This window comes from Phenylobacterium sp. SCN 70-31 (genome assembly GCF_001724605.1).
In the GTDB taxonomy this organism is placed as follows: domain Bacteria; phylum Pseudomonadota; class Alphaproteobacteria; order Caulobacterales; family Caulobacteraceae; genus Phenylobacterium.
The window spans coordinates 267,177-292,406 of sequence record NZ_MEEX01000004.1 but is presented as its reverse complement, the minus strand read 5'-3'; the positions used below and the strand labels follow the sequence as shown (position 1 = coordinate 292,406).

The window sequence follows — 25,230 nt, the reverse complement described above, 5'->3', positions numbered from 1 at the left end:
GCCGATGGGAGCACAGGCCGCAAGCTACAGCCCCAGGACGTGGGCGAAGGGCGACGCCGACAGGGCGGCCAGCGCGCCCGCGGCGATCGCCACGCCATAAGGGATCGCCTCGGCCGGATCGGCGAGACGGCTCACCCAGCGTGGACCGGTGAGGACCAGGGGACGGACGGCCGCCGACCTCAGGCTCAGCAGCAGGATGGCCAGGGCGCCGCCCGCGAGCGCCGCAGCGCCCACGAAGGTGAGGGTCGCCGGCCATCCCATCCAGAGCGCCACCGACGCGAACAGCTTGGCGTCGCCGCCCCCCATCCAGCGCAGGGCGAACATGGCCATGCCCAGGGCCAGCGCGGCGGCGGCGACCGCCAGGTGGACTCCCACGGCCGGCAGAGACAACCCGGCGGCCAGAGCGGCGAGCGGAAACGCCGCGATCAGGGCCAGGGGTATCCAGTTGGGAATGCGGAACGTGGCCACGTCGCTCGCCGCGGCCGTCAGCACGAGGGCCGGGAGCAGGAGCACGGACGCGGCGGCGAGGACAGGCGGCATGAGAACCTCTTCCCGCGCCTTATGCGCCCGGGCGGATGAACGGACCGTTGCAGCCAAGCTCGCAACGAAAAAGGCCCCGGCGTCGCCGCCGGGGCCTCTTCAGTGGACGGGTCGAGCCTTAGCCGGCCGTGGCTTCGGTGACCGAGTCCGAGATGGTGGTGAAGGCGCCTTGCAGGCTGCCGCCGACGGCCTGAAGCGCGCCGACGAGGACCACGGCGATCAGGGCGGCGATGAGGCCGTACTCGATGGCGGTGGCGCCGGATTCGTCCTTCAGGAAGCGGGTCACGAACTTCGACATGGGGTTGATCTCCAGTTTCTAGCGAGCAGACGGGATGGGGCCTTCAAGCTTCCGCCTGCTCGCCCCTAAGAACACGCCCAATGTCGCCGGCCGCGTTTAAGGCCGCATGAAACCGAATGCCTAATATGGATACACGATTAGCGCCGATTCATCGTGAACACCGGTTATCCCTTCTCTAAAAGAGCATTTATTTCAGATGGATGCGGCGTCCATTGGAAACACGCGGCCGCCACCGCGCACCAGGAACAGACCCGCGAAACCGATGACCAGCAAGACCAGGAGCATGGCGAAGCCGCCCTGCTGGGTGCCGGTGATCCGCGTGCCCTGGTTTACGAGGAGCGGCGCCAGCCAGGCCGTGGCCACGCCCGAGAGGGCGTACACCCCGAAGAACGCCCCGGTCTGATCCGGCGGCGTCAGGCGCGTGAGCAGCGTCCGCGCCGAGGCGTACTGGGCCGTGATGAAGATCGCGTTCGAGAAGCCCACCAGCACGAAGATCAAATCCGGAAGGGTCCGGAAGACCGGCCCGTCCCAGATCGGCCCGTGCGTCGCCACATCGTACGGCCACAGGAAGAGAATGAGGTCGGGCCGCATGCCGAGCATCGCCAGAAGGCCCAGCATCGACATGAAGATTTCGATCCGCAACGCGCCCTTGGGGCCCAGGCCCGCGTCCAGCCAGCGCCCGACATAGCCGCCCAGCACCGCGAAGATGCTCAGCAGGATGCCGTAGCCCAGCATCTCCAGCGCGCCCCACTTCATCACGCCCACGGCGTAGACGCCGGCGTAGACGAGGACGCCGTTCATCCCGTCCACGAAGAACATCCGCGATCCCAGATAGACGGCGGCGTCCCGGAACTGGCCGACGGTGCGCACCATCCGCACCAGCTGGGCCGCCCCCTGGGCGAAGGCGCGGGCGACGGGGACGCCGGTCCGGGGCGCGTCGGGGGTGAACAGGAACAGCGGGATCGCGCCGAGCAGAAGAAGCCCCGCGGCCAGCAGCGCCACGACCCGTTCGGGCTCATGGCTTTCCGGATCGAGGCCGAACAGGGGCGCCTTCGGGACCCAGGTCCAGTCCACCTGGCCCGGCAGTGCGAACGCCCAGGCCGTGAAGGCCAGCGCCAGGACCGAGAACAGGTTGCCCAGCGAGAGCGCAAGACCCGAAGCGCGGTGCGCGCCCGACAGGCCCGCCGCGCGCACCAGCAGCGAATTGTGCAGGATCTCGTTGTAGGCGAACAACACCTGCACCGTCATGGCGAACAGCATGGTGGTCGCCACCGACAGGCCGGTCCCGTCCGGCCTGGCCCACCACAGCGCGGCGGTCAGCGGGACCATCAGGCCCACGGTCAGGCCGAGCCACGGCTTGCGCCCGCCCAGCTTGTCCACCGAGGCGCCGATGAAGGGCGCCGTGGCCATGACCACCCAGCCGGCCCACTGCTGCCAGCGCGAGATGGTCTCCTGGCCCTTCACAGGGTCGCCCACCATCGAGGCGGCCACATAGGGCATGAAGATGTAGATGGTGATGAGGATGACGTAGGGGTTCCGGCCCCCCTCGAAGACCGACCAGGCGACGCCGCCGCGGTCCAGTCGGCCGCCCCCGCCCGACGATGCTGGAACGGCGGCCTCGGCGCTCGATCCGGTCAAGCGACTCTCCCCTCGGGCCTTCTTCGCTGCGGCCCCGGCCGCACGGTAGCACCTTGGCGGGCCTTGCGAAGAGGCGGCGCCGGATCACGCCGAATGCGCGTGGGCGCCCGCCAGTCCGATGGCCTACGCCGCCAGCCTCGCCTCGGCGGCGGCGCGAACGGCGGCCGGGTCCACTGCGACGCCCTGGACGGCCAGCGCGTCGCACAGGGCGGTGAGGCAGAGCCGCACATGCCAGGGGGTCGCCGACGCGCCCATCAGGCCGATGCGCCAGACCTTGCCCTTCAGCGGCCCCAGGCCCGCGCCGATCTCGAGGTCCCAGGCCTCCAGCACATGGGCTCGAACAGCGGCCTCGTCGACGCCTTCCGGAACCCGCACCGCGTTGAGTTGCGGCAGGCGCCATGTCTCATCGACCAGAAGCTTCAGGCCCGCGGCCTCAAGGCCCGCAGCCAGCGCCTCGTGCATCCGGGCGTGACGGACGGTCGCGGCCTGCACGCCCTCCTCGAAGAGCGCGACGAGCGACTCGTGCAGCCCGTAGAGCGCATTGATAGGAGCCGTATGGTGGTAGGTGCGCCCGCCCTCGCCGCCCCAGTAGGCCATGATCAGGTTGAAATCGAGCAGCCAGTTCCGGACCTTGGTCTTCCGCGCCTTGATGGCCGCCTGCGCCCGCGGGCTGAGGGCGATGGGCGACAGGCCGGGCGGCGCCGACAGGCACTTCTGCGTGCCCGAATAGACGACGTCGGCGTCCCAGGCCGCGACGTCCACCGAGATCCCGCCCAGCGACGTCACGCAGTCCACCACCGAAAGCGCGCCATGCTTCCGGGCCAGGGCGCAGAGCGCGGCGGCGTCGCTGCGGGCGCCCGTCGACGTCTCGGCGTGAACGAAAGCCAGGACCTTCGCCGGAGCTTCGGCCAGCGCCGCCTCGACGCGGGCCGGATCGACGGGCCGGCCCCATTCGTGTTCCACGACCGTCACGGTCGCCCCTGCGCGGTCGGCCATGTCGGCCATGCGACCGCCGAAGGCGCCGTTGACGGCGATCACCGCCCGGTCGCCCGGCTCGAGCAGATTCATCATGGCCGCCTCCATCCCGGCGGTGCCGGGCGCGGGCAGCGGGATGCAGGCATGGTCGGGCGCGTTGAACAGCCGTTGCAGCGCCGCCTTGATCTCTTCCATCAGGTCCTGGAACGCGGGATCGAGGTGCCCGACGGTCGGCCGCGCCAGGGCGGCCAACACCCGCGGACTCACATCCGAGGGACCCGGCCCCATCAGGATCCGGCGGGGCGGCTGGAAGGTCTGCATTTCGGGTGTCCCTAGGCGAGAAGGCGGTCGTGGATACGGCCCCGGACACGGTCGTCGAGGCCCAGGACCTGGTCCAGGTATCCGTCAAGCGAGCCGTTCTCCTGGCGCATCACGGCGAAGGCCTCGGCCAGGTACTCGGGTTCGACGCGCATGGCGGTCAGCAGGGCTTCGTCGGTGGCGGTGCGACCCGTGCTCTCGCGCACGACCTCGCGCATCTGCGGCAGGCGTCGCTCCAGGCGCTCGGGCTCGTTGGTGAGCAGGTAGTCCTCGATCACATCGTCGTCGTGGACGCCGGCAAGATGGTGGGTCAGGGCGCACGCGATGCCGGTGCGGTCCTTGCCGGCCGCGCAATGCACCAGCACCGGGCCTTCGGTCTCGGCCAGGGCGGTGAAATAGCGGCGATACAGGTCGATGTGCCGGACCTGATGCGGGGCCCGTCGATAATACTCCAGCATGTACTCCCGGAACGACGCCACCGTGAGGTCCGAGGTCTGGATGAAGGTGGCCCACTCGTCGGCGTTTTCCTGGCCGATGTCGTTCTCGATCACCTGGGCCGCAAACCCGGTCCAGCGCCGCGATGGCTCCCGCTCGCGCTCGTTCGAACGGCGGAGGTCGACGATGACGGCGATGCCCAGGCCGGACAGCTTCTCGAGATCGGCGTCGGTGGCGCGCGACTGGCTGGCCGACCGGTAGAGCAGGCCGCGCCTGAGCCGCTTGGGACCGGCGACGTAGTCTCCGAAGTCGCGGAAGTTGTCGATGGCTTCGAAAGTGATGCGACGGGTCATGACGGGCCTCGATCTAGCGGGATTTCGCGGGACTCTCCACCTCGCCGTGACGTCATCGGAACGGCGGCTCGTCGAAACTGCGCAGCTTTCGCGAGTGCAGACGGGCGCCTTCCTTGTGCAGAAGACCGATGGTGGCCAGGCCGATCTGGAGGTGCTGGGCGATCGCGCGGTCGTAGAAGGCGTTGGCCTGGCCCGGCAGTTTGATCTCGCCGTGCAGCGGCTTGTCCGACACGCAGAGCAATGTCCCGTACGGCACGCGGAAGCGATAGCCCTGGGCGGCGATGGTGGCGCTCTCCATGTCGATGGCGACCGCCCGGCTCTGGTTGAAGCGGAGCGCGCTGGACGAATACTTCAGCTCCCAGTTCCGATCGTCGGTGGTCACCACCGTGCCGGTGCGCATCCGCTGCTTGAGCAGGTCGCCGGTCTCGCCCGTCACCTGCTCGGCGGCCGAATTGAGGGCCACCTGGACCTCGGCCAGCGGCGGGATCGGGATCTCGGGCGGCAGAAGCTTGTCCAGCACGTGGTCGTCGCGCAGGTAGGCGTGGGCCAGGACGTAGTCGCCGATCTTCTGGCTTCCGCGCAGCCCGCCGCAGTGGCCGATCATCAGCCAGGCCTGGGGGCGCAGCACGGCCAGGTGATCGCACACGGTCTTGGCGTTGGACGGCCCCACGCCGATGTTCACCAGGGTGATGCCGGCCCGGCCCGGCGCCATCAGGTGGTAGGCGGGCATCTGATGCCGACGCCAGGCCCCGGCCGCGACCTTGGCCTCGGGATCGGGCGTGTCGGCGTCGATCAGCACGTGGCCCGCCGCCGACAGGCCGGAATACGGCCCGCCGGCCCGGAGCTGGCTGGCCCCCCAGGCCACGAACTCGTCGACATAGCGGTGGTAGTTCGTGAACAGGATGTACTGCTGGAAATGCTCGATCGGCGTGCCGGTGTAGTGCGCGAGCCGCGCCAGCGAGAAATCCGTTCGGAGGCCGTCGAACAGGGCCAGCGGACGGGTGTCGCCACCGACGCCGATCCACTCGCCGTCGGCGATCTCGTCACCGATGTAGGCCAGTTCCGTGGTCGGGAAGTAACGCGCGATCTCGACCGATCCCACGTCGGCGACGGCCATGTCGGCCGGGTCCAGCACATAGGGGAACGGGATCTCCTGGTCCGAACGCCCCACCTCCAGCTCGATCTCGAAGTCCTGCTGAAGCAGGCTGAGCTGCTCGATCAGATAGTCGCGGAACAGGTCGGGGCGCGTGACCGACACGGCGTAGCGGCCCGGAGCGGGAATCCGGGCGTAGGCGCGGCTGGTGCGGGGATAGGGAAGGCCCGGGGCCCAGCTCAGCCTGAGCTCCGGGTAGGCGAAGGCGCCTTCGCGGCGGAGGGCCGGATCGGGCGGAGGGCCGCCGGCCAGGAAGGATTTCAGGGCGGTTCGGAGCTGATCGACGCTCTTGCGATATTCAGCTTCCAGCCGATCGACGATGCCGGCTGCGTTCTGTCTCTTCATCGGGCGCCTTATAGCGTTGCTCGGTGACGCTTGCGACTCGGTCGGGACGTGGTCGTCTGGACGAATGCCACCATCCCCGCCACAAAGACCATCTCCTCCACGGTCGGACGCCGCAATGACCTTGAACGAAACTCCGCCGGGCGCGCCCGATCATGCCCCGGTCCGGCGCAGCTTCCTTCAGCGCTGGTGGTTCGACGTCGTGCTGTGGAAGCGGATCCTCCTGGCGCTGGTCCTGGGCGCGGTCGTCGGGCTGGCGCTGGGCGAGGCCGCGGCCTCGCTCAAGTGGCTGGGCGACCTGTTCATCCGGCTGATCCGCATGGTCGTGGTGCCGCTGGTCTTTCTCTCCATAACCTCGGGCATGGCCGCCATGGGCGACCCGCGCCGGCTGGGTTCGATCGGCGGCAAGGTGCTCGGCTTCTACTTCGCCACCACCCTGATCGCGGTGATCCTGGGGCTGGTGCTGGGCCATCTGTTCCAGCCGGGGGTGGGCGTCGATTTCACCGGCGTCGAAGCGCGACCCGTGGGGGAAGCGCCGTCGGTTTCGGAACAACTCCTGGGCATCGTGCCGCTCAATCCCGTCGAGGCCCTGGCCAACGGCGACATCCTGGCGGTCATCTTTTTCGCCATCCTGCTCGGTGCGGCCATTCTGGCGGTCGGCGAGAAGGCCGAGCCGGTCAAGAAGGTGTTCGACGGCGGCGTCGAGATGATCCTCTTCATCACCCGCGTGGTGATGGAGGTGGCGCCGTTCGGCGTCTTCGCCCTGGTGGCGTGGGTCATGGGCACCCAGGGCTTCGCGGTGTTCACCCACGTCTTCCTTCTCGCCCTCGCCCTGGTCGTGGGCTGCGTGCTCCAGGTGCTGCTGGTGCACGGCGGCCTCTTGCGCCTGGTGGCCCGCCTGCCGGTCCTGCCCTTCTTCCGGGACATCTCGGACGCGATCCTGGTGGCCTTTTCGACGTCGTCGTCGGCGGCCACCCTGCCGGTGGCCATGCGGGTGGCGGAAAAGAACCTCGGCGTCAGCCACACCGTCGCCTCGACCGCCCTGCCCATCGGGACGACCATCTCCATGGACGGCACGGCGCTCTACATCGGCCTCCTGACCATGTTCACGGTCCAGGCGTTCGGCGTCGAGCTGACGCCGGTCCAGTTCCTCATCGCGGGCCTCACCATCACGCTGGTGGCGATCGGCACGGCGCCGGTGCCATCGGCCTCACTGTTCATGCTGTCGGCGGTGTTGGGCAGCGTGGGCCTCTCGGCCGAACAGACCGCGCTGGTGGTCGGCTTCGTCCTGCCCTTCGACCGCCTGCTGGACATGACCCGGACGGTGGCCAACTCCACGTCCGACCTGGCTGTGGCCGTCACGGTGGCCAAGATGGAGAACGAGTTGGACGAGGAGGCCTACCGCGCCAAGCCGGTCGAATAGGGCGCGCCTGTCGGCCGAGGCTCCTAACGCCCGGTAACCCTATCCCTCAACGCGGTGTTAGCCCCGTCCGGAGATGTTTCGGGACGTCCAGAACGACCCGGACACGTACGTGCCGCCACTTTCCAAGAGCCTTGCCGAACTGGCCGCCCGCGTCGCGGAGCTGGAGGCCGAGCGCGAGATGACGCTGCGCCTCGCGCAGACCGATTCCCTCACCGGGCTCGTGAACCGCGGCGCCTTCACGTCCGGCCTCTGCGAACGCCTCGAGGCGGCCCGCGAGCAGGGCGGCGTGGTGGCGCTCTTCGTCATCGACCTGGACCGCTTCAAGAGCCTGAACGACAGCCTGGGGCACCATGCCGGCGACCTCCTGCTGGCGGAGATCGGCCGGCGCCTGCGCGACGACGCCGCCCCCGACGAACTGGTGGCCCGTCTCGGCGGCGACGAGTTCGCGGTCGTGTCGGGCGACCCGGACATCACCCGCCGCGCCGAGCGGCTGGTGAACGCCATCAGCCAGCACCACCTCATCTATGGGCGTACGATCGCCTCGGGCGGTTCGGTGGGCGTGGCGGCCTTCCCGCGCGACGCCAGCGACGCCACCGACCTCCAGCGCTACGCCGACATGGCGCTGTATCGGGCGAAATCGTGCGGGGGACGACGCTGGCACGGGTTCGACGCCGAACTCCACGCCGAGTCCGAACGACGCCGGACCCTGGAATCCGAGCTGCGACGCGCAATCCCGGCGGGCGAGATCGAACCTTGGTTCCAGCCCATCGTCGACACCATGACCGGACGCTTCGTGGGTGTCGAAGTGCTGGCGCGCTGGCGCCATCCGGACAAGGGACTGCTGTCGCCCGCGGCCTTCGTGCCGATGGCGGAGGAACTGGGGTTGATCCGCACGATCGACGAAGCCGTGTTCGAGTCCGCCTGCGCGCACGCCGCACCGTGGGTCCGCGAAGGCCTGATCGAGCTGGTGTCGTGCAATGTCAGCCCGCGCGACCTCCTGGACCCCGGGTTCTCGCGCAAGCTGATCGGCCGGCTCGCGGACACCGACCTGCCCGCCACCGCCCTGACCGTCGAGATCACCGAGACCTTCCTGCTCCAGGACATGAATCTCGCACGTCGCCATATCGAGCGCCTGGCGTCGCGGGGCGTGAATGTGGCCCTCGACGACTTCGGCACGGGCTATTCCAATCTGCGGGCGCTGATGCACCTGCCGATCCAGACCGTGAAGCTGGACCGTTCGCTCATCGACGATGTGGGCCGCGATCCTCGGGTCTCGAAGCTGGTCGCCTCGATGCTGCATGCGGCCCGCTCGCTGGGCGTCCGCATCACCGCGGAGGGCGTCGAGGACGAAGGCCAGGCGCTGTTCCTGCGCTCGGCGGGCTGCGACAGGATGCAGGGCTTTTTCTTCGCGCGCCCCATGCCCGCAGACCAGATGGACGCAATGCTGCGCGAAGCGGCTGCGCCCCCCTCGCCGCGCTTCGCCGTCGCGGGCTGAGCCGCACGGCGGACGCCACGTGCGTTCTGGCTTTCCACAACGCGCCGGAATGACCGAGTATCCGCCTGTCCTTGGGTGCGGCGGGAGAGGCGAGCATGCGGACGGGCGGGATAGCCGACGATCTGGCCTGGTGGCGAGCGCACCGCGGCGCAACCGACCTGGACGCAGCGGCGCTCGGCGACCTGCTGGCCCGCCTCAAGGCCTGGATCGCCCAGCACGACGCCGACCGCGCCCGCCAACCCGGGCCTTTCCTCAAGATGGCCTGGGACGGCGTGTTCGCGGACGAGGCCAGTGAGGTCGCCGAGGCGATCGGTCAGATCGAGACGGCGCTGATCCCTGCAAAGTCGGGGTGACGGCGCGTCGAGCGGGTGGATTCCGGGCAAGGTCTATGGGGTTTTTCCCATGGATAGATTTTGCCACTACAGCCGATAGGGTTTTCCGTTTTGTCAGCGCGGTCGCGAGGGGCGTAGGGTTCGTCCACAACCACATACGGAGGAAGCCCCATGGACGATGGTAGCCCGCTCTCCTGCCCCGCCAAGCAACCCGGTGCGCTCCGGTCCCTGTTGGGCCGGACCAACCGCGACTGGTGGCCGAACCAGCTCTCCATCCAGATCCTTCCGCAGCACGGCGCCACAGGCGATCCGCTGGGCGACGACTTCGACTACGCCCGGGAATTCCAGTCGCTGGACTATGCCGCCGTGAAGCGCGACCTCACCGCGCTGATGACCGACAGCCAGCCGTGGTGGCCGGCGGACTACGGCCACTACGGCCCGTTCTTCATCCGCATGGCGTGGCACAGCGCCGGCACCTACCGCACCGGAGACGGGCGCGGCGGGGCCTCTTCGGGCTCGCAGCGGTTCGCGCCGCTCAACAGCTGGCCGGACAACGCCAACCTCGACAAGGCGCGGCGCCTGCTCTGGCCGATCAAGCAGAAGTACGGCCGCAAGCTGTCGTGGGCCGACCTGATGATCCTGGCGGGGAACGTGGCCATCGAGTCGATGGGCGGCCCGGTGTTCGGCTTCGGCGGCGGCCGCGCCGACGTCTACGAGCCCGAGCGGGACATCTATTGGGGAACCGAGGAGCAGTGGGTCGGCCAGGAAGGCAACCAGACCCGCATCCAGCCCGAGAAGGAGATGGTCCTGGAGAGCCCGCTGGCGGCAATCCAGATGGGCCTGATCTACGTCAATCCCGAGGGTCCGGGCGGCAATCCCGATCCGCTCCAGTCGGGCCGCGACATCCGCGAGACGTTCGCGCGGATGGGCATGAACGACGAGGAGACCGTCGCGCTGACGGCCGGAGGCCACACCTTCGGCAAGGCCCACGGCGCCGGCGACGCCGGGAAGATCGGCGCCGAGCCCGAGGGCGCCGACATCGCCCAGCAGGGCCTGGGCTGGCAGAGCGGCCACGAGAGCGGCTTCGGCGATCACACCATCACCAGCGGTATCGAAGGCGCCTGGACGCCCCATCCGGTCCAATGGGACAACGACTTCTTCCGGATGCTGCTGGACTACGAGTACGAGCTGGTGCGGAGTCCCGCCGGGGCGAAGCAGTGGCAGCCCATCGGCCAGAAGCCGGAGGACATGGCGCCCGGCGCGCACAGCCCCGACAGACGCCTGCCCACCATGATGACCACCGCCGACATGGCGATGAAGATGGACCCGCAGTACCGCGCCATCTCGGAGCGGTTCCGCAAGGATCCGGTCGCCTTCGCGGACGCCTTCGCCCGGGCGTGGTTCAAGCTGTGCCACCGGGACATGGGACCCAAGGCTCGCTACCTGGGCCCCGAAGTCCCGGCCGAGGACCTGATCTGGCAGGACCCGATCCCACCGGCGGATCATCCGCTGATCGACGCCGGCGACATCCAGGCGCTGAAGGCGAAGATCCTGGGTTCGGGCCTGACGGTTCCGGAACTGGTGCAGACGGCCTGGGCCTCGGCGTCGACCTATCGCGGGTCGGACCATCGGGGCGGCGCGAACGGCGCGCGCATCCGACTGGCTCCGCAGAAGGACTGGGAGGTCAACCAGCCGGAACAGCTGGCCCGTGTCCTGACCGCGCTCGAGGGGATCAAGGCCGGCTTCGACGGCCAGGCGGCCGGGGGCAAGAAGGTCTCGCTTGCGGACCTGATCGTCCTGGGCGGCGTGGCGGCGGTGGAGAAGGCCGCGAAGGACGCCGGCCATGACGTGGAGGTTCCCTTCACGCCGGGCCGCACCGACGCCTCGGCCGAGCAGACCGACGCCGAGAGCTTCGAGGTGCTGGAACCGCGCGTCGACGGCTTCCGCAACTACCTTCAGGTGGCGTTCAACGTGCCCACCGAGGAACTGCTGATCGACCGGGCCTCGCTGCTGACCCTGACCGCGCCGGAGATGACGGTGCTGGTCGGCGGCCTGCGTGTGCTGGGCGCCAATCATGGCGGCTCGAAGCATGGGGTCTTCACCGACAGGCCGGGGCAGCTCACCAACGACTTCTTCGTCAACCTGCTCGACATGGGCACAGCGTGGAAGCAGGTGGACGACAGCGGCGACGAGGTGTTCGTCGGGACGGACCGGGCGAGCGGCGAGGAACGGTGGACGGCCACGCGCACCGATCTGGTGTTCGGCTCGAACGCCCAGCTCCGGGCGCTCTCCGAGGTCTATGCGTCGGCCGATGCGGCCGGGACATTCGTCCGCGCTTTCGTGGCGGCCTGGACCAAGGTCATGAACGCCGACCGCTTCGACCTGACCCGCGAACAGCGTCGGGCGGCCTGACCGCCGGGGGCCGGCTCCGGCCGGCTCCCCTGGCCTGCGCCGAACGGGCCCGCGCCATGACGACGGACCCGTTCGGGGCGGATCGCTTGGCCGGGGCGACAACGAGAACCGGCGCGAAGACGAAAGCGGAAACACCAGGCCGGAGTCGCGAGGGCCGGAGTCGCGAGGAGCGGAATTCGGGGCGCACGGCCCGCGGACGGGTCAGGCCGCCGCCGAGGCCGGCCGGATGCCGCTCTGCACGGGCCCCAGGCCCACGACCGCGTCGTACCCCAGGATCATGTCCACCTCGTCGCCCTGGCTGGCCAGAGGCAGGCGGAGCCAGATCAGCGACAGGTGCGACGCACCCTTCCAGGCGAGATTGTGGACACCCGCGCCCGGCCGACGGTCGCGAACGACACGCCCCAGTTCCGCGCGCCAGTAGTCGGCGGCCGCGGTGTTGTAGACTTCGCCGAGACGGCGACCGGTGATCTCGCCGCCATAGACGTTGTAGAGGCCGGTCCCGGCCAGCCGCATGCGGTAGTCGCCGCCGGGCAGCACGTCGATCAGGCTGACGGTCGGGAGCAGACGCTTGATGCGGCGCGGGTCGACCCGACGACGCGGCGGGGCCGACGCATCGGCCCTCAACGCGTTCCAATAGGCGAACAACTCCTCGTGCGCGCGGATGGCCGCCGCGGGCGCCGCAAGCTGAGCCGCCATCACAACCTGTCCTGACAACGACTTGGATTCATGACGAATCGCATGTCGCCCGAACGGCGAATCGGCGGCAAGGCGAAAGTGGTTAACGCGCCATGCAAAAACGCCCGCCGGAGGTCCGGCGGGCGTCTGTCGAAGCGGTGTGCAGCTCAGCGCTTCTTGCGCGGCGCCTGACGGCCGCCCTGACCCAGGCCCATCTGCTTGGCCAGGTCGGAACGGGCCTTGGCGTAGTTGGGCGCCACCATCGGATAGTCCTTGGGCAGGCCCCACTTGGCCCGGTATTCCTCGGGGCTCATGTTGTACTTGGTGCGCAGGTGACGCTTCAGCGACTTGAACTTGCGGCCGTCTTCCAGGCAGACGAGATGGTCCGGGGTGATCGAACGGCGGATCGGCACCGCCGGCTCCTTCGGCGCGGCTTCCACCGGCTCGGCGCCCGAGGACACGCCGGCGAGCGCGCGGTGAACGCTCTGGATCAGGCCCGGGAGATCGGCGGCCGCCACAGTGTTGTTGCCAACGTAGGCGGAAACGATGTCCGCCGTCATCTCGATGACGTCCGTCTTTTCGTCCATTTCACTTGATTCCGAAGTTGTTAGCGTCCTGCGCAACGCCCAGCGATTCACAAGAACAGTGGCCTGTCATTATCGGCATAGCCGCAGCGGCACAACAGCGAAATACAGTTACGTGAATAAGCGTTCCGATGAAGTGGAGTATCGTTCGACAGAGACAATTGGCGCGCACCCCTCAGAGTCGGAAGAATGGACTACCTGCGTTCCAAGGTCCCTGCGCCACATGACTGAATCCGCTGTGTTCAAATGACAGGCGGCGCGCCCGCAAGAGCACGCCGCCACAGTTCAATCGGCCTCTCCTGACCTCAACCGAAGGTCGGCGCCTTCCAGTGGTCCCAGATGTCGGGGACATCGCTCGAGACCTTGTCGGGATAGACCGGGGCGCGCTTCTCCAGGAACGAGGTCACGCCTTCCTTCGCATCGCCCGAGCGCCCGCGGGACTGGATGGCGCGGCTGTCGGCCCGGTGCGCCTCCATCGGGTGCGACGCGCCGGCCATGCGCCAGATGAGCTGGCGGGTGAGGGCCACCGAGACGGGCGCGGTGTTGTCGGCGATCTCCCGCGCCAGCGCACGCGCGGCGGGCAGCAGGTCGTCGGGCGCGTGGACGGAACGGACCAGCCCCTTCTCCAGGCCTTCCTGGGCCGGGAAGATGCGGCCGGTGTAGCACCACTCCAGCGCCGTCTGGACGCCGACCAGCTTGGGCAGGAACCACGAGGAGCAGGCCTCGGGATTGATGCCGCGGCGGGCGAAGACGAAGCCATAGCGGGCGTTGTCGGACGCCAGCCGGAAGTCCATGGCCAGCTGCATGGTGACGCCTACGCCCACGGCCGCCCCGTTGCAGGCCGAGATGACAGGCTTCAGGCTGTCGTAGATGCGCAGGGTGACCAGGCCGCCGCCGTCGCGGTGGACACCGGCTTCCTGGCGCGCCGCCTGATCCTCGCCGCCCCGCTTGTCGTAGTCGAAGGTGGCGCCGCCCGCCGAGAGATCGGCCCCGGCGCAGAACGCCCGGCCCGCGCCGGTCACGATCACCGCGCGAACCGCGTCGTCGCCGTCGGTCTCGTCGAACGCGGCGATCAGCTCCTTCATCATGGTGGTGTTGAAGGCGTTCAGCTTGTCGGGGCGGTTGAGCGTGATCGTAGCGATCCCGTCGTCCACCGAATAGAGCAGCGTCTCGAACGTGGGCATGGGCGGTTCCTTGTTTCCGTGGCCGCAGTTCGGAACCGTTGACGGTCGGGAGGTCAAGGGGGAGGCGTCATGACCTCGGATGCTCTCCGCTCCGCTTGACGCACCCGACGTCAACGGCCCGTTACTCTCGGACCAAGACGGCGGCAGCTCAGACCGCCAGGGGAGTGACGAGATGCATCCGGCGACCTACGCCAAGACCGACCCTGACCGCGCCGCCTACATCATGGCCGGGTCCGGCGAGACGGTGACCTATCGACAGCTCGACGAACGCTCGAACCAGGCCGCGCACCTGTTCCGCGCGCTGGGCCTGAAGCCCGGCGACGTCATCGCCGTGTTCATGGACAACAGTCCACGCTACTTCGAGATCGCCTGGGCGGCGCAGCGCAGCGGGCTCTACTACACCTGCATCTCGTCCAAGCTGACGGCGGGCGAGGTGGAGTACATCGTCGGCGACTGCGGCGCGCAGGTGCTGATCGCGTCGGCCGGCGTGGGCGCGGTCGTCGACGAACTGCCCGGCGTGTTGCCGAAGTCGGTGAAGCTCTACATGGCGGGCGAGACGCGTGCGCCCTACGAGAGCTTCGAGGCGGCGCGCTCGGCGTTTCCGACCACGCCCATCGCCGACGAAACGGCCGGGTCGGACATGCTCTACTCCTCGGGCACCACCGGGCGCCCGAAGGGCATCAAGCCGGCGCTGACGGGCGGCGCCATCGACGAGCCGACCGCGCTGGGGATGATGGCCCAGGGGTTGTTCGGTTTCCCGCCGGGCTGCACCTACATCTCGCCGGCGCCCCTCTACCACGCCGCGCCCCTGCGCTGGTGCATGAGCGTCCACAAGATGGGCGGCACGGTCGTGGTGATGGAGAAGTTCGATCCCGAGCAATGCCTGGCCCTGATCGAGGCGCACAAGGTCAATGTGGGCCAGTTCGTGCCCACCCACTTCGTCCGGATGCTGAAGCTGCCCGAAGAGGTGCGGGCGAAATACGACGTCAGTTCGATGGTCTCGGCCGTACACGCCGCCGCCCCGTGCCCGGTCCCCGTGAAGGAACAGATGATCGCGTGGTGGGGGCCGGTGATCTACGAGTACTACGCTGGCACCGAGGGCAACGGCTTCTGCTTCATCAGCGCCCAGGAATGGCTGACCCATAAGGGCTCGGTGGGCAAGGCGGTGATGGGCGAACTGCGCATCTGCGACGAGGACGGCGAGGCGCTGCCGCCGCGGAGCGAGGGCGTGGTGCACTTCGCCAACGGCCCGCCGCTCGCCTACCACAACGCGCCCGAGAAGATCGCCGAGGGCACCAACAAGCACGGATGGACCACTCTGGGCGACGTGGGCTGGGTGGACGAGGAGGGCTACCTCTATCTCACCGACCGCAAGAGCTTCATGATCATCTCGGGCGGGGTGAACATCTATCCGCAGGAGATCGAGAACCTGCTGATCGGCCACCCAAAGGTCGCCGACGTGGCGGTGGTGGGCGCCCCTCACGAGGAGATGGGAGAACAGGTGGTCGCCGTGATCCAGCCGGCGGACTGGGCCGAGGCGGGTGACGCCCTGCGCGACGAACTCCTCGCCTTCGCCCGCACCAACCTGAGCCACGTGAAGGCGCCACGGAAGCTGGACTTCATGCAGGAACTGCCGCGGCATCCGACCGGCAAGCTCTACAAGCGCCTCATCCGCGACGCCTACTGGGGCAAGGAGGGCTCGCGGATCGTGTGAGGTCGCGTTTTGTTCTGGCGAGACGGCATGCTAACCTGCCGGTATGACGCAGCGCCCGGTGAAGTCGGCCGCCCTCCCTCGCCACGAACGCGACTCGCTCGAGGCGTCTACCGCGCGCGGCTTGGCCGACGCCGATGCCGGACGCGTCGTGCCGCACAGCGAGGTGAAGTTGTGGCTGGAAAAGCTCGCGCGCGGGGAGCGTGCGCCCCGGCCCCGGTCGCGCTGAGGATTGGCGACCGTCACCTGGTCTGACACCGCGCTTCGCGGCGTCGAGGAAATCTACGACTGAATTGCTGTCGACAGGCCTCGCACCGCAGAGGCTTTCGCGCAGGAAATCCTGGACGCCGTCAACAGTCTTGAGACACTGCCCGAGCGTGGGCGTCCGGCGGGCCGGGGATTGCGCGAACTGACCTTCGTGCGCCCCTGCATCATCCGCTATCGCTACGACGCGGAAGGCGACGCCGTGACCATCATGGCGGTGTGGCACGGCGCTCGCGAGAGAGGCCGCTAGACATCCGGATCCCACATCCGCTGCGCCTCCGGACCCTGGCCAGGCTTGACGGCCGATCCGGGCCTGTCCGGCGATCGCCCGGTATTCTTCGGCCGCGTCCTTCTTGCCCCGATCCAAACAGATGTTAGACGACAGGCTCCAGTTGCAAGCGAGGGAGCGAACGCATGAACCCGGTCGAGATCAAGGACCTGCCCGGACTGGTGGGCCAGGAAGTGGGCGTGTCGGACTGGGTCGAGGTCACCCAGGAGCGCGTGAACCAGTTCGCCGAGGCCACCGGCGACCATCAGTGGATCCACGTGGATGTGGAGCGCGCCACCCGGGAGATCGGCGGCCCGATCGCCCACGGCTATCTGACCCTGTCGCTCATCCCGTTCCTCGGCGCGGGCATGCTGCCCGTGAAGGGCGTGACCCGCGGCATCAACTATGGTTCGGACAAGGTGCGTTTCACCAACATGGTGCGCGTGGGCAAGCGCGTGCGCATGCGCCAGAAGCTGATCGGCGCCGAAGCCAAGGCCGGCGGGATGCAGATCAAGAACGAGTGCACCATCGAGATTGAGGGCGAGGAGCGTCCCGCCTGCATCGCCGAGACGATCTCAGTTCTGTACGGCGGCTGATCGACCGACGGGCGGGCGTTCCGCTTGGGACGCCCGCGCGAGTGGGGCTCGGCCATGGCGCCGCGGCAGACACGGAATTGCGCGGCGCCTTCCGCGTCTTTCCGCGCGCTTTCGTGGTTCTGAAGATTCGGCCTCGCAGACGGGCGCCGGCAAGCCGGGGAAAACTACTCCTGCGCCTGGGCGGCCGCGGCGCGGGCGCCTGCGACCGGCGGCGCTTCGGCCACGATCGCAGGCGCGAGCGGCAGGGGCCCCTGAAGCAGGGCGATCGTCTCGCGGATGTAGCGGGCGTGGGTGACGATGCCGATCTCGAGCCGCTCGTTGTTCAGTTCGACCTGCTGGGTGAGCAGGCCTGCGATGAAGCCCGATCCCGGCGCAGCGTCCGAGATGGGCGTCAGGCCCGTGGCGTTCTGAGCGCGGCTGACGAAGACCGGGCCGCCGGAATTGCCGGGGAACACCGAGAAATCGAGGAGGAAGGTGGGGAAGGCCGCGGCCGGCCCCAGCGGGTAGGACGCCACCCGCCCCGAGCGCAGGATCGGGAAACCCGCCGAATTGGCCGAGAGGCCACGGGGGAAGCCCAGCGCCATCATCTCGTTGCCCGCGCCCACGCGCCAGGCTTCGAAGGTGTCGTCGCCGGCGAGGTAGTTCAGCGGAATGGCCGCACGGGCGAATTCGGGCGGCGCCTTGACCACCATGGCGGCGACGTCGCGGCTGGGATGCTGGGTCCAGAGTTCCGCCCCGTCCTTGTCGCGGATCTTCAGCGGCTTGGGGGCGTACGACCAGCTTCCGTCCGGATTGGAGAGGCGATAGCCGATGCGCGCTTCAGGCTGCTGCATCTTGTGAAGGACGTGGTTGGCAGTGACCAGCACCGTGCGCGGCGCGCCGTCGGGTCCGGGCGCCGAGATCAGGAACCCCGTGCCCACGGTCCGCGTGCCGTCGCCGAGCGGCTGCTCGAGCTGAACGGTCGCGTGGATCAACTCTACCGCAAGGTCCATGACCATTGCCGGCCCCTGATACTCGATGAAGCCCCTCGCGTCTTGATGCGCGAAGTGGATGCACAAACAGTGAATAGCCGAAGACCTCGCGCCAGCAAGGCGCCAATGAGTCTCACCCCGCCCGCCGCTCGAAATCGTGACCGGCCAGCTTGAGCCTGGCGCGGCGGCGGCGCATCTAGCCCACATGACCAAACCCGTCCCGCCCGTCGCGCCCAGGATCCCGCATCGCATCGAACAGCTCGGCCGCGTCCGCGTGGACGACTACGCCTGGATGAAGGACGAGAACTGGCAGCAGGTGCTGCGCGACCCCAAGGCCCTGCGCGCCGACATCCGCGCCCACCTCGAAGCCGAGAACGCCTACACCAAGGCGATGCTGGCGGGGACCGAGGCGCTGCAGGCCAGCCTGTTCGCCGAGATGAAGGGGCGCATCAAGGAGGACGACAGTTCAGTCCCGGCGCCCGACGGGCCGTTCGAGTACTACGTGCGCTACGACCTGGGCGCCGAGCATCCCATCCACGCCCGCCGTCCCCGGGGCGGCGGCCCCGAGACGGTGTTGCTGGATGAAGAGGCGCTGTCGAAGGATCACGCCTACTTCCAGGTGGGCGCCGCGCATCACAGCCCGGACCACGCCCTGTACGCCTGGGCGGCGGATACGCAGGGCTCGGAATACTACCGCATCCACGTGAAGGACCTGGCCAGCGGCGAGACCGTGGGCGCACCAGTCGAGAGCGCCTACGGCGACTTCTGCTTCTCGCCGGACTCGCAGTGGCTGTTCTGGATCTGGCGCGACGAGAACGCTCGCCCCGCGAAGGTCTTCCGGCGCGCGGCGAGAGGCGGTGAGGATGCGCTGGTCTACGAGGAGGCCGACGACGGCATGTTCCTGGGCGTGGGCGTCGCGGCCGACGACAGCCACATCCTGATCCACGTGGGCGATCAGGAGACCACCGAGCTCTGGCTGATCCCGGCCGCCGAGCCCACGGCCGCGCCGGTGGTGGCCGAGCCGCGGCAGGTGGGGGTGAAGTACGCCCTGGACCACTGGACCGACCGGTGGGTCATCCGCACAAACGCCGACGGCGCCGTGGATTTCAAGCTCTGCGTCTCGGACGCCGCGGTCCCGGCGCGCGCCTCGTGGCGCGACTGGATCGGGCATCGGCCGGGCCATTACCTGGCGGGTTTCGCGACCTATGCCGAGTTCCTCGTGCGGGCCGAGCGGGTGGAGGCGCTGGACCGTCTGGTGGTGACGGGGCGTGATGGGACCGAACACGTCGTGGCCTTCGACGAGGAGGCCTACGCCCTCAATCTGGAAGGCGGATACGAGTACGCGACCACGGCGACGCGCTTCGTCTACCAGTCGCCCACGACGCCCCGGCAGTGGTTCGACTACGACATGGCCACGCGCGAGCGGACGCTTCGCAAGACCCAGGAGGTGCCTTCGGGGCACGATCCGTCGCAGTATGTGGCGCGGCGGATCTTCGCCAAGGCGACCGACGGCGCCGAGGTGCCGATGACGCTGCTGATGCGCAAGGGGACGCCGCAGGACGGCTCGGCGCCGGTGCTGCTCTACGGCTACGGCAGCTACGGCCACGCCATGGAGCCCAGCTTCTCGATCCGCAATCTGAGCCTCGTGGACCGCGGCTGGATCTGGGCCACAGCCCACATCCGCGGCGGCTCGGACAAGGGCTGGGGCTGGTTCCTGGACGGGCGGAAGGAGAAGAAGACCAACACCTTCACCGACTTCATCGCCTGCGCCGAACACCTGATCGCCCAGGGATACGGGTCCAGGGGCCGGATCGCCGCCTATGGCGGCTCGGCCGGGGGAATGCTGATGGGCGCGGTCGCCAACCTGCGCCCGGACCTGTGGGGCGCGATCGTCGCCGCCGTGCCGTTCGTGGACGTGCTGAACACCATGAGCGACACTTCCCTGCCCCTCACGCCGCCCGAGTGGCCGGAGTGGGGCAATCCCATCGAGGACGCCCAGGCCTACGACCGCATCGCCGGCTACAGCCCCTACGACCAGGTCTCGGCGCAGGCCTATCCCCCGATCCTGGCGACGGGCGGTCTCTCGGACCCCAGGGTCACCTACTGGGAGCCGGCCAAGTGGGTGGCGAAGCTGCGCGAGCACGCCACGGGCGACGCGCCGATCCTGCTCAAGATCAACATGGAGGCCGGTCACGGCGGCGCGTCGGGCCGGTTCGACTTCCTGAAGGAAATCGCACTCGACTACGCCTTCGCCCTCTGGGCGGTGGAGGGAGACGGCAAGGTATGATCGTCCGAGCCGCGACACCGGACGACGCCGAGGCCATCGCGGCCATCTACGGGCATCACGTCCTGAACGGATTCGGAACGTTCGAGGAGACGCCCCCCTCGGCCGCAGAGATGGAGCGCCGCCGCCTCGGCATCGCCGCCCGCGGCCTACCCTATGTGGTCGCCGAAGGAGACGGCGCTGTCCTCGGATTCGCCTATGCCGGCCCATTCCGACCCAGGGCCGCGTATCGCTACACGGTGGAAGACAGCGTCTATGTGGCGCCTCGGGCCGTGGGCCGCGGCGTGGGCCGGGCCATGCTGGCCGCCGTGATCGACACCTGCGAGGGCATGGGCGTGCGCCAGATGGTGGCGGTCATCGGCGACAGCGGCAACGCGGCGTCCATCGGCCTGCATCGATCGCTGGGCTTCACGGACGCAGGCGTCGGACGGGCTCTCGGCTTCAAGCACGGACGATGGGTCGACATCGTCTGGATGCAGAAGGGCCTGAACGGCGGCGACACGGTCGCTCCGGCCGGTCCCGGCGTCGATCTGTCGGACAGATGACCGAAGTGTTCGCGTAGATGTTGAGATCGAATCTCTGAATTCGCCTTTGGCGCGAACAATCGAACGAACAGTCCCCTTATGTAATCCTACGTAATTGCTTCGCTTTCTCGTTTCCCGCACAACTGCGGACGCCGGTTCGGGGCCGGCAGGAATGTAGATCGTATGCCAGGGTTGTGGACGGGACATCGCACAGCCGGCGTGGCGAATTTGGGGTTTCCGCTGGGAGGTGTCCGGGGACAGCTTCTGGCGATCGGGGTTTCCGCGGCCTTGCTGGGCGCGCTTCATCTATTGAGCCCAACCCTCGGCCACTCGGTGCTTTCGCTCTGCGCGCCAGTGCTGCTGGCGTGCGGCGTCCTGGGCGGCGCGGGCGCGGCGCTGACCGCCACCGTCCTGCTGACCCCCGGCGCCTATATGATCGGCCGCGCCGCCGGCCTCCCCATGCCCGAGGTCGCCCTCGGCGCCGCAGCGCTGGCGGCGCTGGGCGCGGGGATGACGGCTTTCCTGCGCCGGCTCGCCGGAGAGAGACGGGCGGCCGCCGAGCTGATCGCCGACCAGGCCGAACGCGAGGCCCTGCTGCAGGCCAACCTGGAGATCGTGGCCGACGCGCTGGTGCTGACCGACGATCTCGGCGAGATTCAGAGCTTCAGCCAAACGGCGGAGCGGTTGTTCGGCTGGTCGGCGACCGAGATCGTCGGCCAGAAGGTGTCGCGCCTGGCCCCGCCGGACGAAGCGGGGCTGCTGACGGCCCTCCTCCAGGCCGACGAAAGCGGCGCCAGCGCGAGCTATCGACAGCTCACGGGACGGCGAAAGGACGGTGCGGACTTCCCCATGGAGGTTCGCGTGAGCGAGGTCGAGGTGGCCGGCCGGCGCCTGTTCACGATGCTGATCCACGACCTGACATCGGCGCACGACGCCGAACGGCGCGCCGACGAGCTGCGCACCCAGCTCACACAGGTCTGGTCCGCCAACTCGATGGGTGAAATGGCCTCGGTCCTGGCGCACGAACTCAACCAGCCCTTGTCGGCCGTGGCCAACTACCTGCGCGCCGCCCGCAACCTTATCGCGAGGCTGGAGCTGGACGACGACGACCTGATCGACGCCGTGGCCCGGGCCGGAGACCAGGCCGTCCGCGCGGGCGAGATCATCCGCACCATGCGCGACCTGGCGGCCCGTGGCGGCACCCTCCAGAAGCCCGAGAGCCTGTCGGCCATGATCGGCGAGGTGGACTTCATCATCACCCTGATGGCGCGCGAGGCCAACGCGCGGGTGACGTACGACCTGTCCAAGGGCGACGACGTGGTGATGGCCGACCGCATTCAGATTCAACAATTGCTCGTCAACCTCGCGCGCAACGCCATCGAAGCTGTCAACAAGTACCCGAACCGGGAAATCAAAATCTCGACGCGCCTCGATTCAGACAACGCCGTCATCACGACTGTCGAGGATAGCGGGCCTGGCATCGACGACGCGGTCGCCGATCGCCTATTCCAACCCCTGGCCAGCACAAAGCCCGAAGGGATGGGGCTAGGATTGTCGATTTCGAGTGCTATAGTCCAAAATCACAGAGGACGGATCTGGGCCGAGCCCAGCCGCCTGGGTGGCGCCGCTTTTAGTTTTCTACTGGCGCGGGTGGGGGGCGATGCTGACGTCAGCGGCCGATCGGACGGTCTACGTCGTCGATGACGACGACGCCGCGCGCGATTCCCTGGTCATGCTGCTGAAGTCCGACGGGATGCCCACGCGGAGTTTCGCGTCCGCCCACGATTTCCTGGCCATGTTCGATCCGGCGGCCCGCGGCTGCATCGTCACCGACCTGAAGATGCCGGGCATGGACGGGATCGAACTGATCCGGACGCTCAAGGGAATGGGCTCCCTTCTACCTGTGATAGTGATAACGGGGCATGCCGACGTAAGCCGCGCCGTGGATGCGATGAAGGCCGGGGCCAGCGACTTCCTGGAGAAGCCGTTCGAAGCCGAGCACCTGTTCCGGGCGGTGCGGGGCTGCCTGGAGGACAACGACGCCGCCGCCGACGCCGACGCGGCGCGCTCGCGCGTGCGGCGCCGGCTCGACAGCCTGACGGGTCGCGAGCGCCAGGTCCTGGATCTGATCCTTGAGGGCGCCAGCAACAAGGTGATCGCCGCCACCTTGGCCATCAGCCCGCGCACGGTGGAGATCTACCGCGCCAACGTCATGTCGAAGATGCGGGCCGACAGCCTCTCGGACCTGATCCGCACCACGATCGCCGCCGGCGCTTCGTGAGGCCGCAAGCCCTGGATCGTCTCTAGGCCAACGGGAGATAGAGCGTCGCGGTCGTTCCCCGACCCAGGGTGGACGCCAGGTCGAGGGCCCCGCCGCTGCGTCGGGCGAAGTCGGCGACTCCGGCCAGGCCCAACCCCCGCCCTCCGCGCCCCTTGCGGGTGGAGAAGCCGGGCCGGACGGCGTTGGCCAGCACCTCGGGAGTCATCCCCAGGCCCGGATCGCTTACAGAGAAGGCGGCGTAGAGGTTCGGCGCCAGGCCAAGCCGGCGCGCGCAGGCGTCCGTCGGGCGTCGCGGGTAGGCGGAGATCTGGATGACGCCGCCCCGCGGCATCGCGTGAGCGGCGTTCACGCAGAGATTCAGAAGAGCCGATTCAAGATCGGCGCGGTCGGCGCGGCAGGCGAGCGGCGCGGACATTCCCCGGGCCACGACCGTCACCGTTCCCGAGGTGGTCACGTTGGCCAGGCGCGCGGTCGTAACCAACGCCTCGGCGCAGTCCACCCCTTCCGCCGGCGCGGGCGCATCGCCGGACAAGTCCGCCAGCTTGCGCAGCAACACCCCGCCTCGTTCGGCGGCCGACTGGCTGATCCGCGCCAGTTCGTGCGTGTCCGTACCGGGCGGCGCCTGAAGCGCCAGGGCCTCCGCCGCCGCCAGGACCACATTCAACAGGTTGTTGAGGTCGTGGACGAGGACCTCGGCGCGCACGTCGGCCGCCTCCGCCTCGTCCAGCACCCGCATGGCGTCCATGTCCGCGCCCTCGGGACGTCGCGGCCCGTCAGGCCGCCATTCGCTGTTCGCCCGCCTTCGGATCACGGAGCATGTAGCCGCCGCCCCACACCGTCTCGATCAGGACCTCGCCGCCCGTCGCCGCCGCGATCTTCTTGCGCAGCTTGCAGATGAAGACATCGATGATCTTGGGCTCCGGCTCTGACGCGCCGTTGTAGAGATGGTTGAGGCAGGCCTCCTTGGTGAGGACCGTGTTCTTCCGCAGGGAGAGGACCTCCAGCATCTTGTACTCGCTGGGGGTCAGGTGGACCGGATAGCCGGCGACGGCGGCCTGGCGGGTGTCCAGGTTCAGCTCGATCGGGCCGGTGCGGATGACCGACGAGGTGTGGCCGCGCGAACGGCGCACCACCGCGGTGATGCGGGCCGACAGTTCGTCCTTGTGGTAGGGCTTGGTCATGTAGTCGTCCGCGCCGGCGGCCAGGGCCTCGACCTTCGCGGTGATCTCGGCGGCGCCCGACACCATGATGACCGGCGTGGCGTTCTTCTTCAGCCGCAGCGTGCGCAGGGCTTCGATCCCGGAGATGTCCTCCAGGTCGATGTCCATGAGGACGACGTCGTAGTCGTAGATCTCGGCAAGTTCGACGGCTTCCTCACCTGAGGCGGTGACGGCGACGTTGTGGCCGGCGCCGGACAGGATCAGCTCGGCGCTGCGGGCGGCGTTGGCGTTGTCTTCGACGATCAGGATATGCATGGCGCGGTGTCTCCGGTGTCGGTGTGGTTGTCGCTACGGTTGGATTGCGGGCGGGAGCTGAGCGCCCGCTTCGATGACGCCCTGGGAGACGCGGACCAGCTCGGCCATCCGAAACGGCTTGGCGAGCACGGCGTCGGCGCCGAGGTGGCGCGCCCAGGAGAGATAGTCGACGCCGCGCGTGCGGCCGGCGCCCGAGATGGCCACCACCTTCGGCGGACGGGCGCCCTGCTTGATCGCGCGGATGGCGCCGATGCCCTCCACGTCGGGCATGACGATGTCGGTCACCACGAGGTCGGGATGGTGGGTCTGGGCCATCGCAACGCCGGCGCGACCGTTCTCGGCCGAGACCGTCGCGAACCCCGCGCGGTCGAAGGCCATCGACATCAGGCGCAACAGCGCCGGATCGTCATCGATGATGAGCACCTTGCCGTTCAAGTCGTCCCCCAGCACGCCGTCTCCTGGCGCGTCTTTTCGACACGCCATCTCCGCTGTCCGGCGGCCCCTCGCCCCCGGACGTCCCATTGGTTAACGGCAAGGAACCACAGTGATTCGGGGGCTGGGAATTCGGGTTGATTGCTTAAGTAGATTCCCCGAGTGACAGCCTGTCGCGGCAATTGGCGGTTGTGCCGGCGCGACGCCTCTGCATCGGGCCCTGCAAGGGCCGGCGCCAGCCGCCGAAGAGGCGGGGAACGTCATGGA

24 protein-coding genes are annotated in these 25,230 nt (G+C 68.7%); 11 read left to right on the top strand and 13 right to left on the bottom strand.

What is annotated here, in order from left to right:
- Positions 1-24: 24 nt before the first annotated feature.
- From ABS78_RS03725 to ABS78_RS03700, 6 genes are all read right to left on the bottom strand, one after another.
- Complete coding sequence (locus ABS78_RS03725) at positions 25-540, bottom strand: prepilin peptidase (protein ID WP_293375052.1); 516 nt, start codon at positions 538-540, stop codon at positions 25-27.
- A gap of 118 nt (positions 541-658) precedes the next feature.
- Entirely contained in the window at positions 659-838 is a 180-nt protein-coding gene (locus tag ABS78_RS03720; protein ID WP_293375049.1) for a Flp family type IVb pilin, read from the bottom strand.
- 192 nt (positions 839-1,030) lie between these two features.
- Positions 1,031-2,476, bottom strand: a complete 1,446-nt coding sequence (locus tag ABS78_RS03715) for an MFS transporter (protein WP_293375046.1) — start codon at positions 2,474-2,476, stop codon at positions 1,031-1,033.
- A gap of 123 nt (positions 2,477-2,599) precedes the next feature.
- Positions 2,600-3,772, bottom strand: a complete 1,173-nt coding sequence (locus tag ABS78_RS03710; RefSeq protein ID WP_293375043.1) for an alanine--glyoxylate aminotransferase family protein — start codon at positions 3,770-3,772, stop codon at positions 2,600-2,602.
- A gap of 11 nt (positions 3,773-3,783) precedes the next feature.
- Positions 3,784-4,557 carry a tyrosine-protein phosphatase gene (locus ABS78_RS03705; protein WP_293375040.1) on the bottom strand — a complete coding sequence of 258 codons (774 nt, stop codon included), beginning with the start codon at positions 4,555-4,557 and terminating at the stop codon, positions 3,784-3,786.
- 52 nt (positions 4,558-4,609) lie between these two features.
- A complete protein-coding gene (locus ABS78_RS03700; RefSeq protein ID WP_293375037.1) occupies positions 4,610-6,055 on the bottom strand; it encodes an AMP nucleosidase in 1,446 nt (481 codons plus the stop codon).
- 115 nt (positions 6,056-6,170) lie between these two features.
- Between ABS78_RS03700 and ABS78_RS03695 the strand changes: the two genes are divergently transcribed.
- The 4 genes from ABS78_RS03695 to katG all read left to right on the top strand — a co-directional run bounded on the left by ABS78_RS03695 (position 6,171) and on the right by katG (position 11,714).
- On the top strand, positions 6,171-7,475 hold the full coding sequence (locus ABS78_RS03695; protein ID WP_293375034.1) for a dicarboxylate/amino acid:cation symporter: 1,305 nt from the start codon (positions 6,171-6,173) through the stop codon (positions 7,473-7,475).
- Between the two features lie 109 nt (positions 7,476-7,584).
- Positions 7,585-8,970, top strand: a complete 1,386-nt coding sequence (locus tag ABS78_RS03690) for a bifunctional diguanylate cyclase/phosphodiesterase (RefSeq protein ID WP_293375031.1) — start codon at positions 7,585-7,587, stop codon at positions 8,968-8,970.
- 95 nt (positions 8,971-9,065) lie between these two features.
- Positions 9,066-9,323 (top strand): hypothetical protein, encoded by a 258-nt coding sequence (locus ABS78_RS03685; RefSeq protein ID WP_293375028.1) that lies wholly within the window; start codon positions 9,066-9,068, stop codon positions 9,321-9,323.
- 150 nt (positions 9,324-9,473) lie between these two features.
- A complete protein-coding gene (katG, locus tag ABS78_RS03680; RefSeq protein WP_293375025.1) occupies positions 9,474-11,714 on the top strand; it encodes a catalase/peroxidase HPI in 2,241 nt (746 codons plus the stop codon).
- A 201-nt stretch (positions 11,715-11,915) separates the two neighbouring features.
- Here the strand turns inward: katG and ABS78_RS03675 are convergent, their stop codons facing one another.
- From ABS78_RS03675 to ABS78_RS03665, 3 genes are all read right to left on the bottom strand, one after another.
- A complete protein-coding gene (locus tag ABS78_RS03675) occupies positions 11,916-12,410 on the bottom strand; it encodes a PAS domain-containing protein (protein ID WP_293375022.1) in 495 nt (164 codons plus the stop codon).
- Positions 12,411-12,556: 146 nt separating this feature from the next.
- Positions 12,557-12,976, bottom strand: coding sequence for a MucR family transcriptional regulator (locus ABS78_RS03670; protein WP_293375019.1), 420 nt, complete (start codon positions 12,974-12,976; stop codon positions 12,557-12,559).
- A 302-nt stretch (positions 12,977-13,278) separates the two neighbouring features.
- Positions 13,279-14,157, bottom strand: a complete 879-nt coding sequence (locus ABS78_RS03665) for a crotonase/enoyl-CoA hydratase family protein (protein WP_293375016.1) — start codon at positions 14,155-14,157, stop codon at positions 13,279-13,281.
- A 172-nt stretch (positions 14,158-14,329) separates the two neighbouring features.
- Between ABS78_RS03665 and ABS78_RS03660 the strand changes: the two genes are divergently transcribed.
- The 3 genes from ABS78_RS03660 to ABS78_RS03650 all read left to right on the top strand — a co-directional run bounded on the left by ABS78_RS03660 (position 14,330) and on the right by ABS78_RS03650 (position 16,996).
- Positions 14,330-15,871 carry an acyl-CoA synthetase gene (locus tag ABS78_RS03660; RefSeq protein WP_293375013.1) on the top strand — a complete coding sequence of 514 codons (1,542 nt, stop codon included), beginning with the start codon at positions 14,330-14,332 and terminating at the stop codon, positions 15,869-15,871.
- Between the two features lie 289 nt (positions 15,872-16,160).
- The gene (locus ABS78_RS03655; protein ID WP_293375472.1) at positions 16,161-16,382 is read left to right on the top strand and encodes a type II toxin-antitoxin system RelE/ParE family toxin; all 222 of its coding nucleotides are present in this window, start codon (positions 16,161-16,163) and stop codon (positions 16,380-16,382) included.
- 164 nt (positions 16,383-16,546) lie between these two features.
- On the top strand, positions 16,547-16,996 hold the full coding sequence (locus ABS78_RS03650; RefSeq protein ID WP_293375010.1) for a MaoC family dehydratase: 450 nt from the start codon (positions 16,547-16,549) through the stop codon (positions 16,994-16,996).
- 164 nt (positions 16,997-17,160) lie between these two features.
- Here the strand turns inward: ABS78_RS03650 and ABS78_RS03645 are convergent, their stop codons facing one another.
- Positions 17,161-17,988, bottom strand: a complete 828-nt coding sequence (locus tag ABS78_RS03645) for a serine protease (protein WP_363082601.1) — start codon at positions 17,986-17,988, stop codon at positions 17,161-17,163.
- Between the two features lie 184 nt (positions 17,989-18,172).
- Here ABS78_RS03645 and ABS78_RS03640 point away from each other — a divergent pair, with 184 nt between their 5' ends.
- From ABS78_RS03640 to fixJ, 4 genes are all read left to right on the top strand, one after another.
- Complete coding sequence (locus ABS78_RS03640) at positions 18,173-20,254, top strand: S9 family peptidase (RefSeq protein ID WP_293375004.1); 2,082 nt, start codon at positions 18,173-18,175, stop codon at positions 20,252-20,254.
- Positions 20,251-20,796 (top strand): GNAT family N-acetyltransferase, encoded by a 546-nt coding sequence (locus tag ABS78_RS03635; RefSeq protein ID WP_293375001.1) that lies wholly within the window; start codon positions 20,251-20,253, stop codon positions 20,794-20,796. Before ABS78_RS03640 ends, ABS78_RS03635 begins: the two co-directional genes overlap by 4 nt.
- 288 nt (positions 20,797-21,084) lie before the next feature.
- Positions 21,085-22,479: a PAS domain S-box protein gene (locus ABS78_RS03630; protein WP_293374998.1), complete on the top strand. Its 1,395-nt coding sequence runs from the start codon at positions 21,085-21,087 to the stop codon at positions 22,477-22,479.
- Entirely contained in the window at positions 22,436-23,056 is a 621-nt protein-coding gene (fixJ, locus tag ABS78_RS03625; RefSeq protein WP_293374995.1) for a response regulator FixJ, read from the top strand. The genes ABS78_RS03630 and fixJ overlap by 44 nt, the downstream gene beginning before the upstream one ends.
- Before the next feature lie 22 nt (positions 23,057-23,078).
- On the opposite strand, the gene ABS78_RS03620 is transcribed toward fixJ, so the two are convergent.
- The 3 genes from ABS78_RS03620 to ABS78_RS03610 are packed head-to-tail and all read right to left on the bottom strand — an operon-like array spanning position 23,079 to position 24,981.
- Positions 23,079-23,801 (bottom strand): ATP-binding protein, encoded by a 723-nt coding sequence (locus tag ABS78_RS03620; protein ID WP_293374992.1) that lies wholly within the window; start codon positions 23,799-23,801, stop codon positions 23,079-23,081.
- Between the two features lie 28 nt (positions 23,802-23,829).
- A complete protein-coding gene (locus tag ABS78_RS03615; RefSeq protein ID WP_293374989.1) occupies positions 23,830-24,531 on the bottom strand; it encodes a response regulator transcription factor in 702 nt (233 codons plus the stop codon).
- Positions 24,532-24,564: 33 nt separating this feature from the next.
- Complete coding sequence (locus ABS78_RS03610; protein ID WP_293374985.1) at positions 24,565-24,981, bottom strand: response regulator; 417 nt, start codon at positions 24,979-24,981, stop codon at positions 24,565-24,567.
- Positions 24,982-25,230 lie beyond the last annotated feature (249 nt).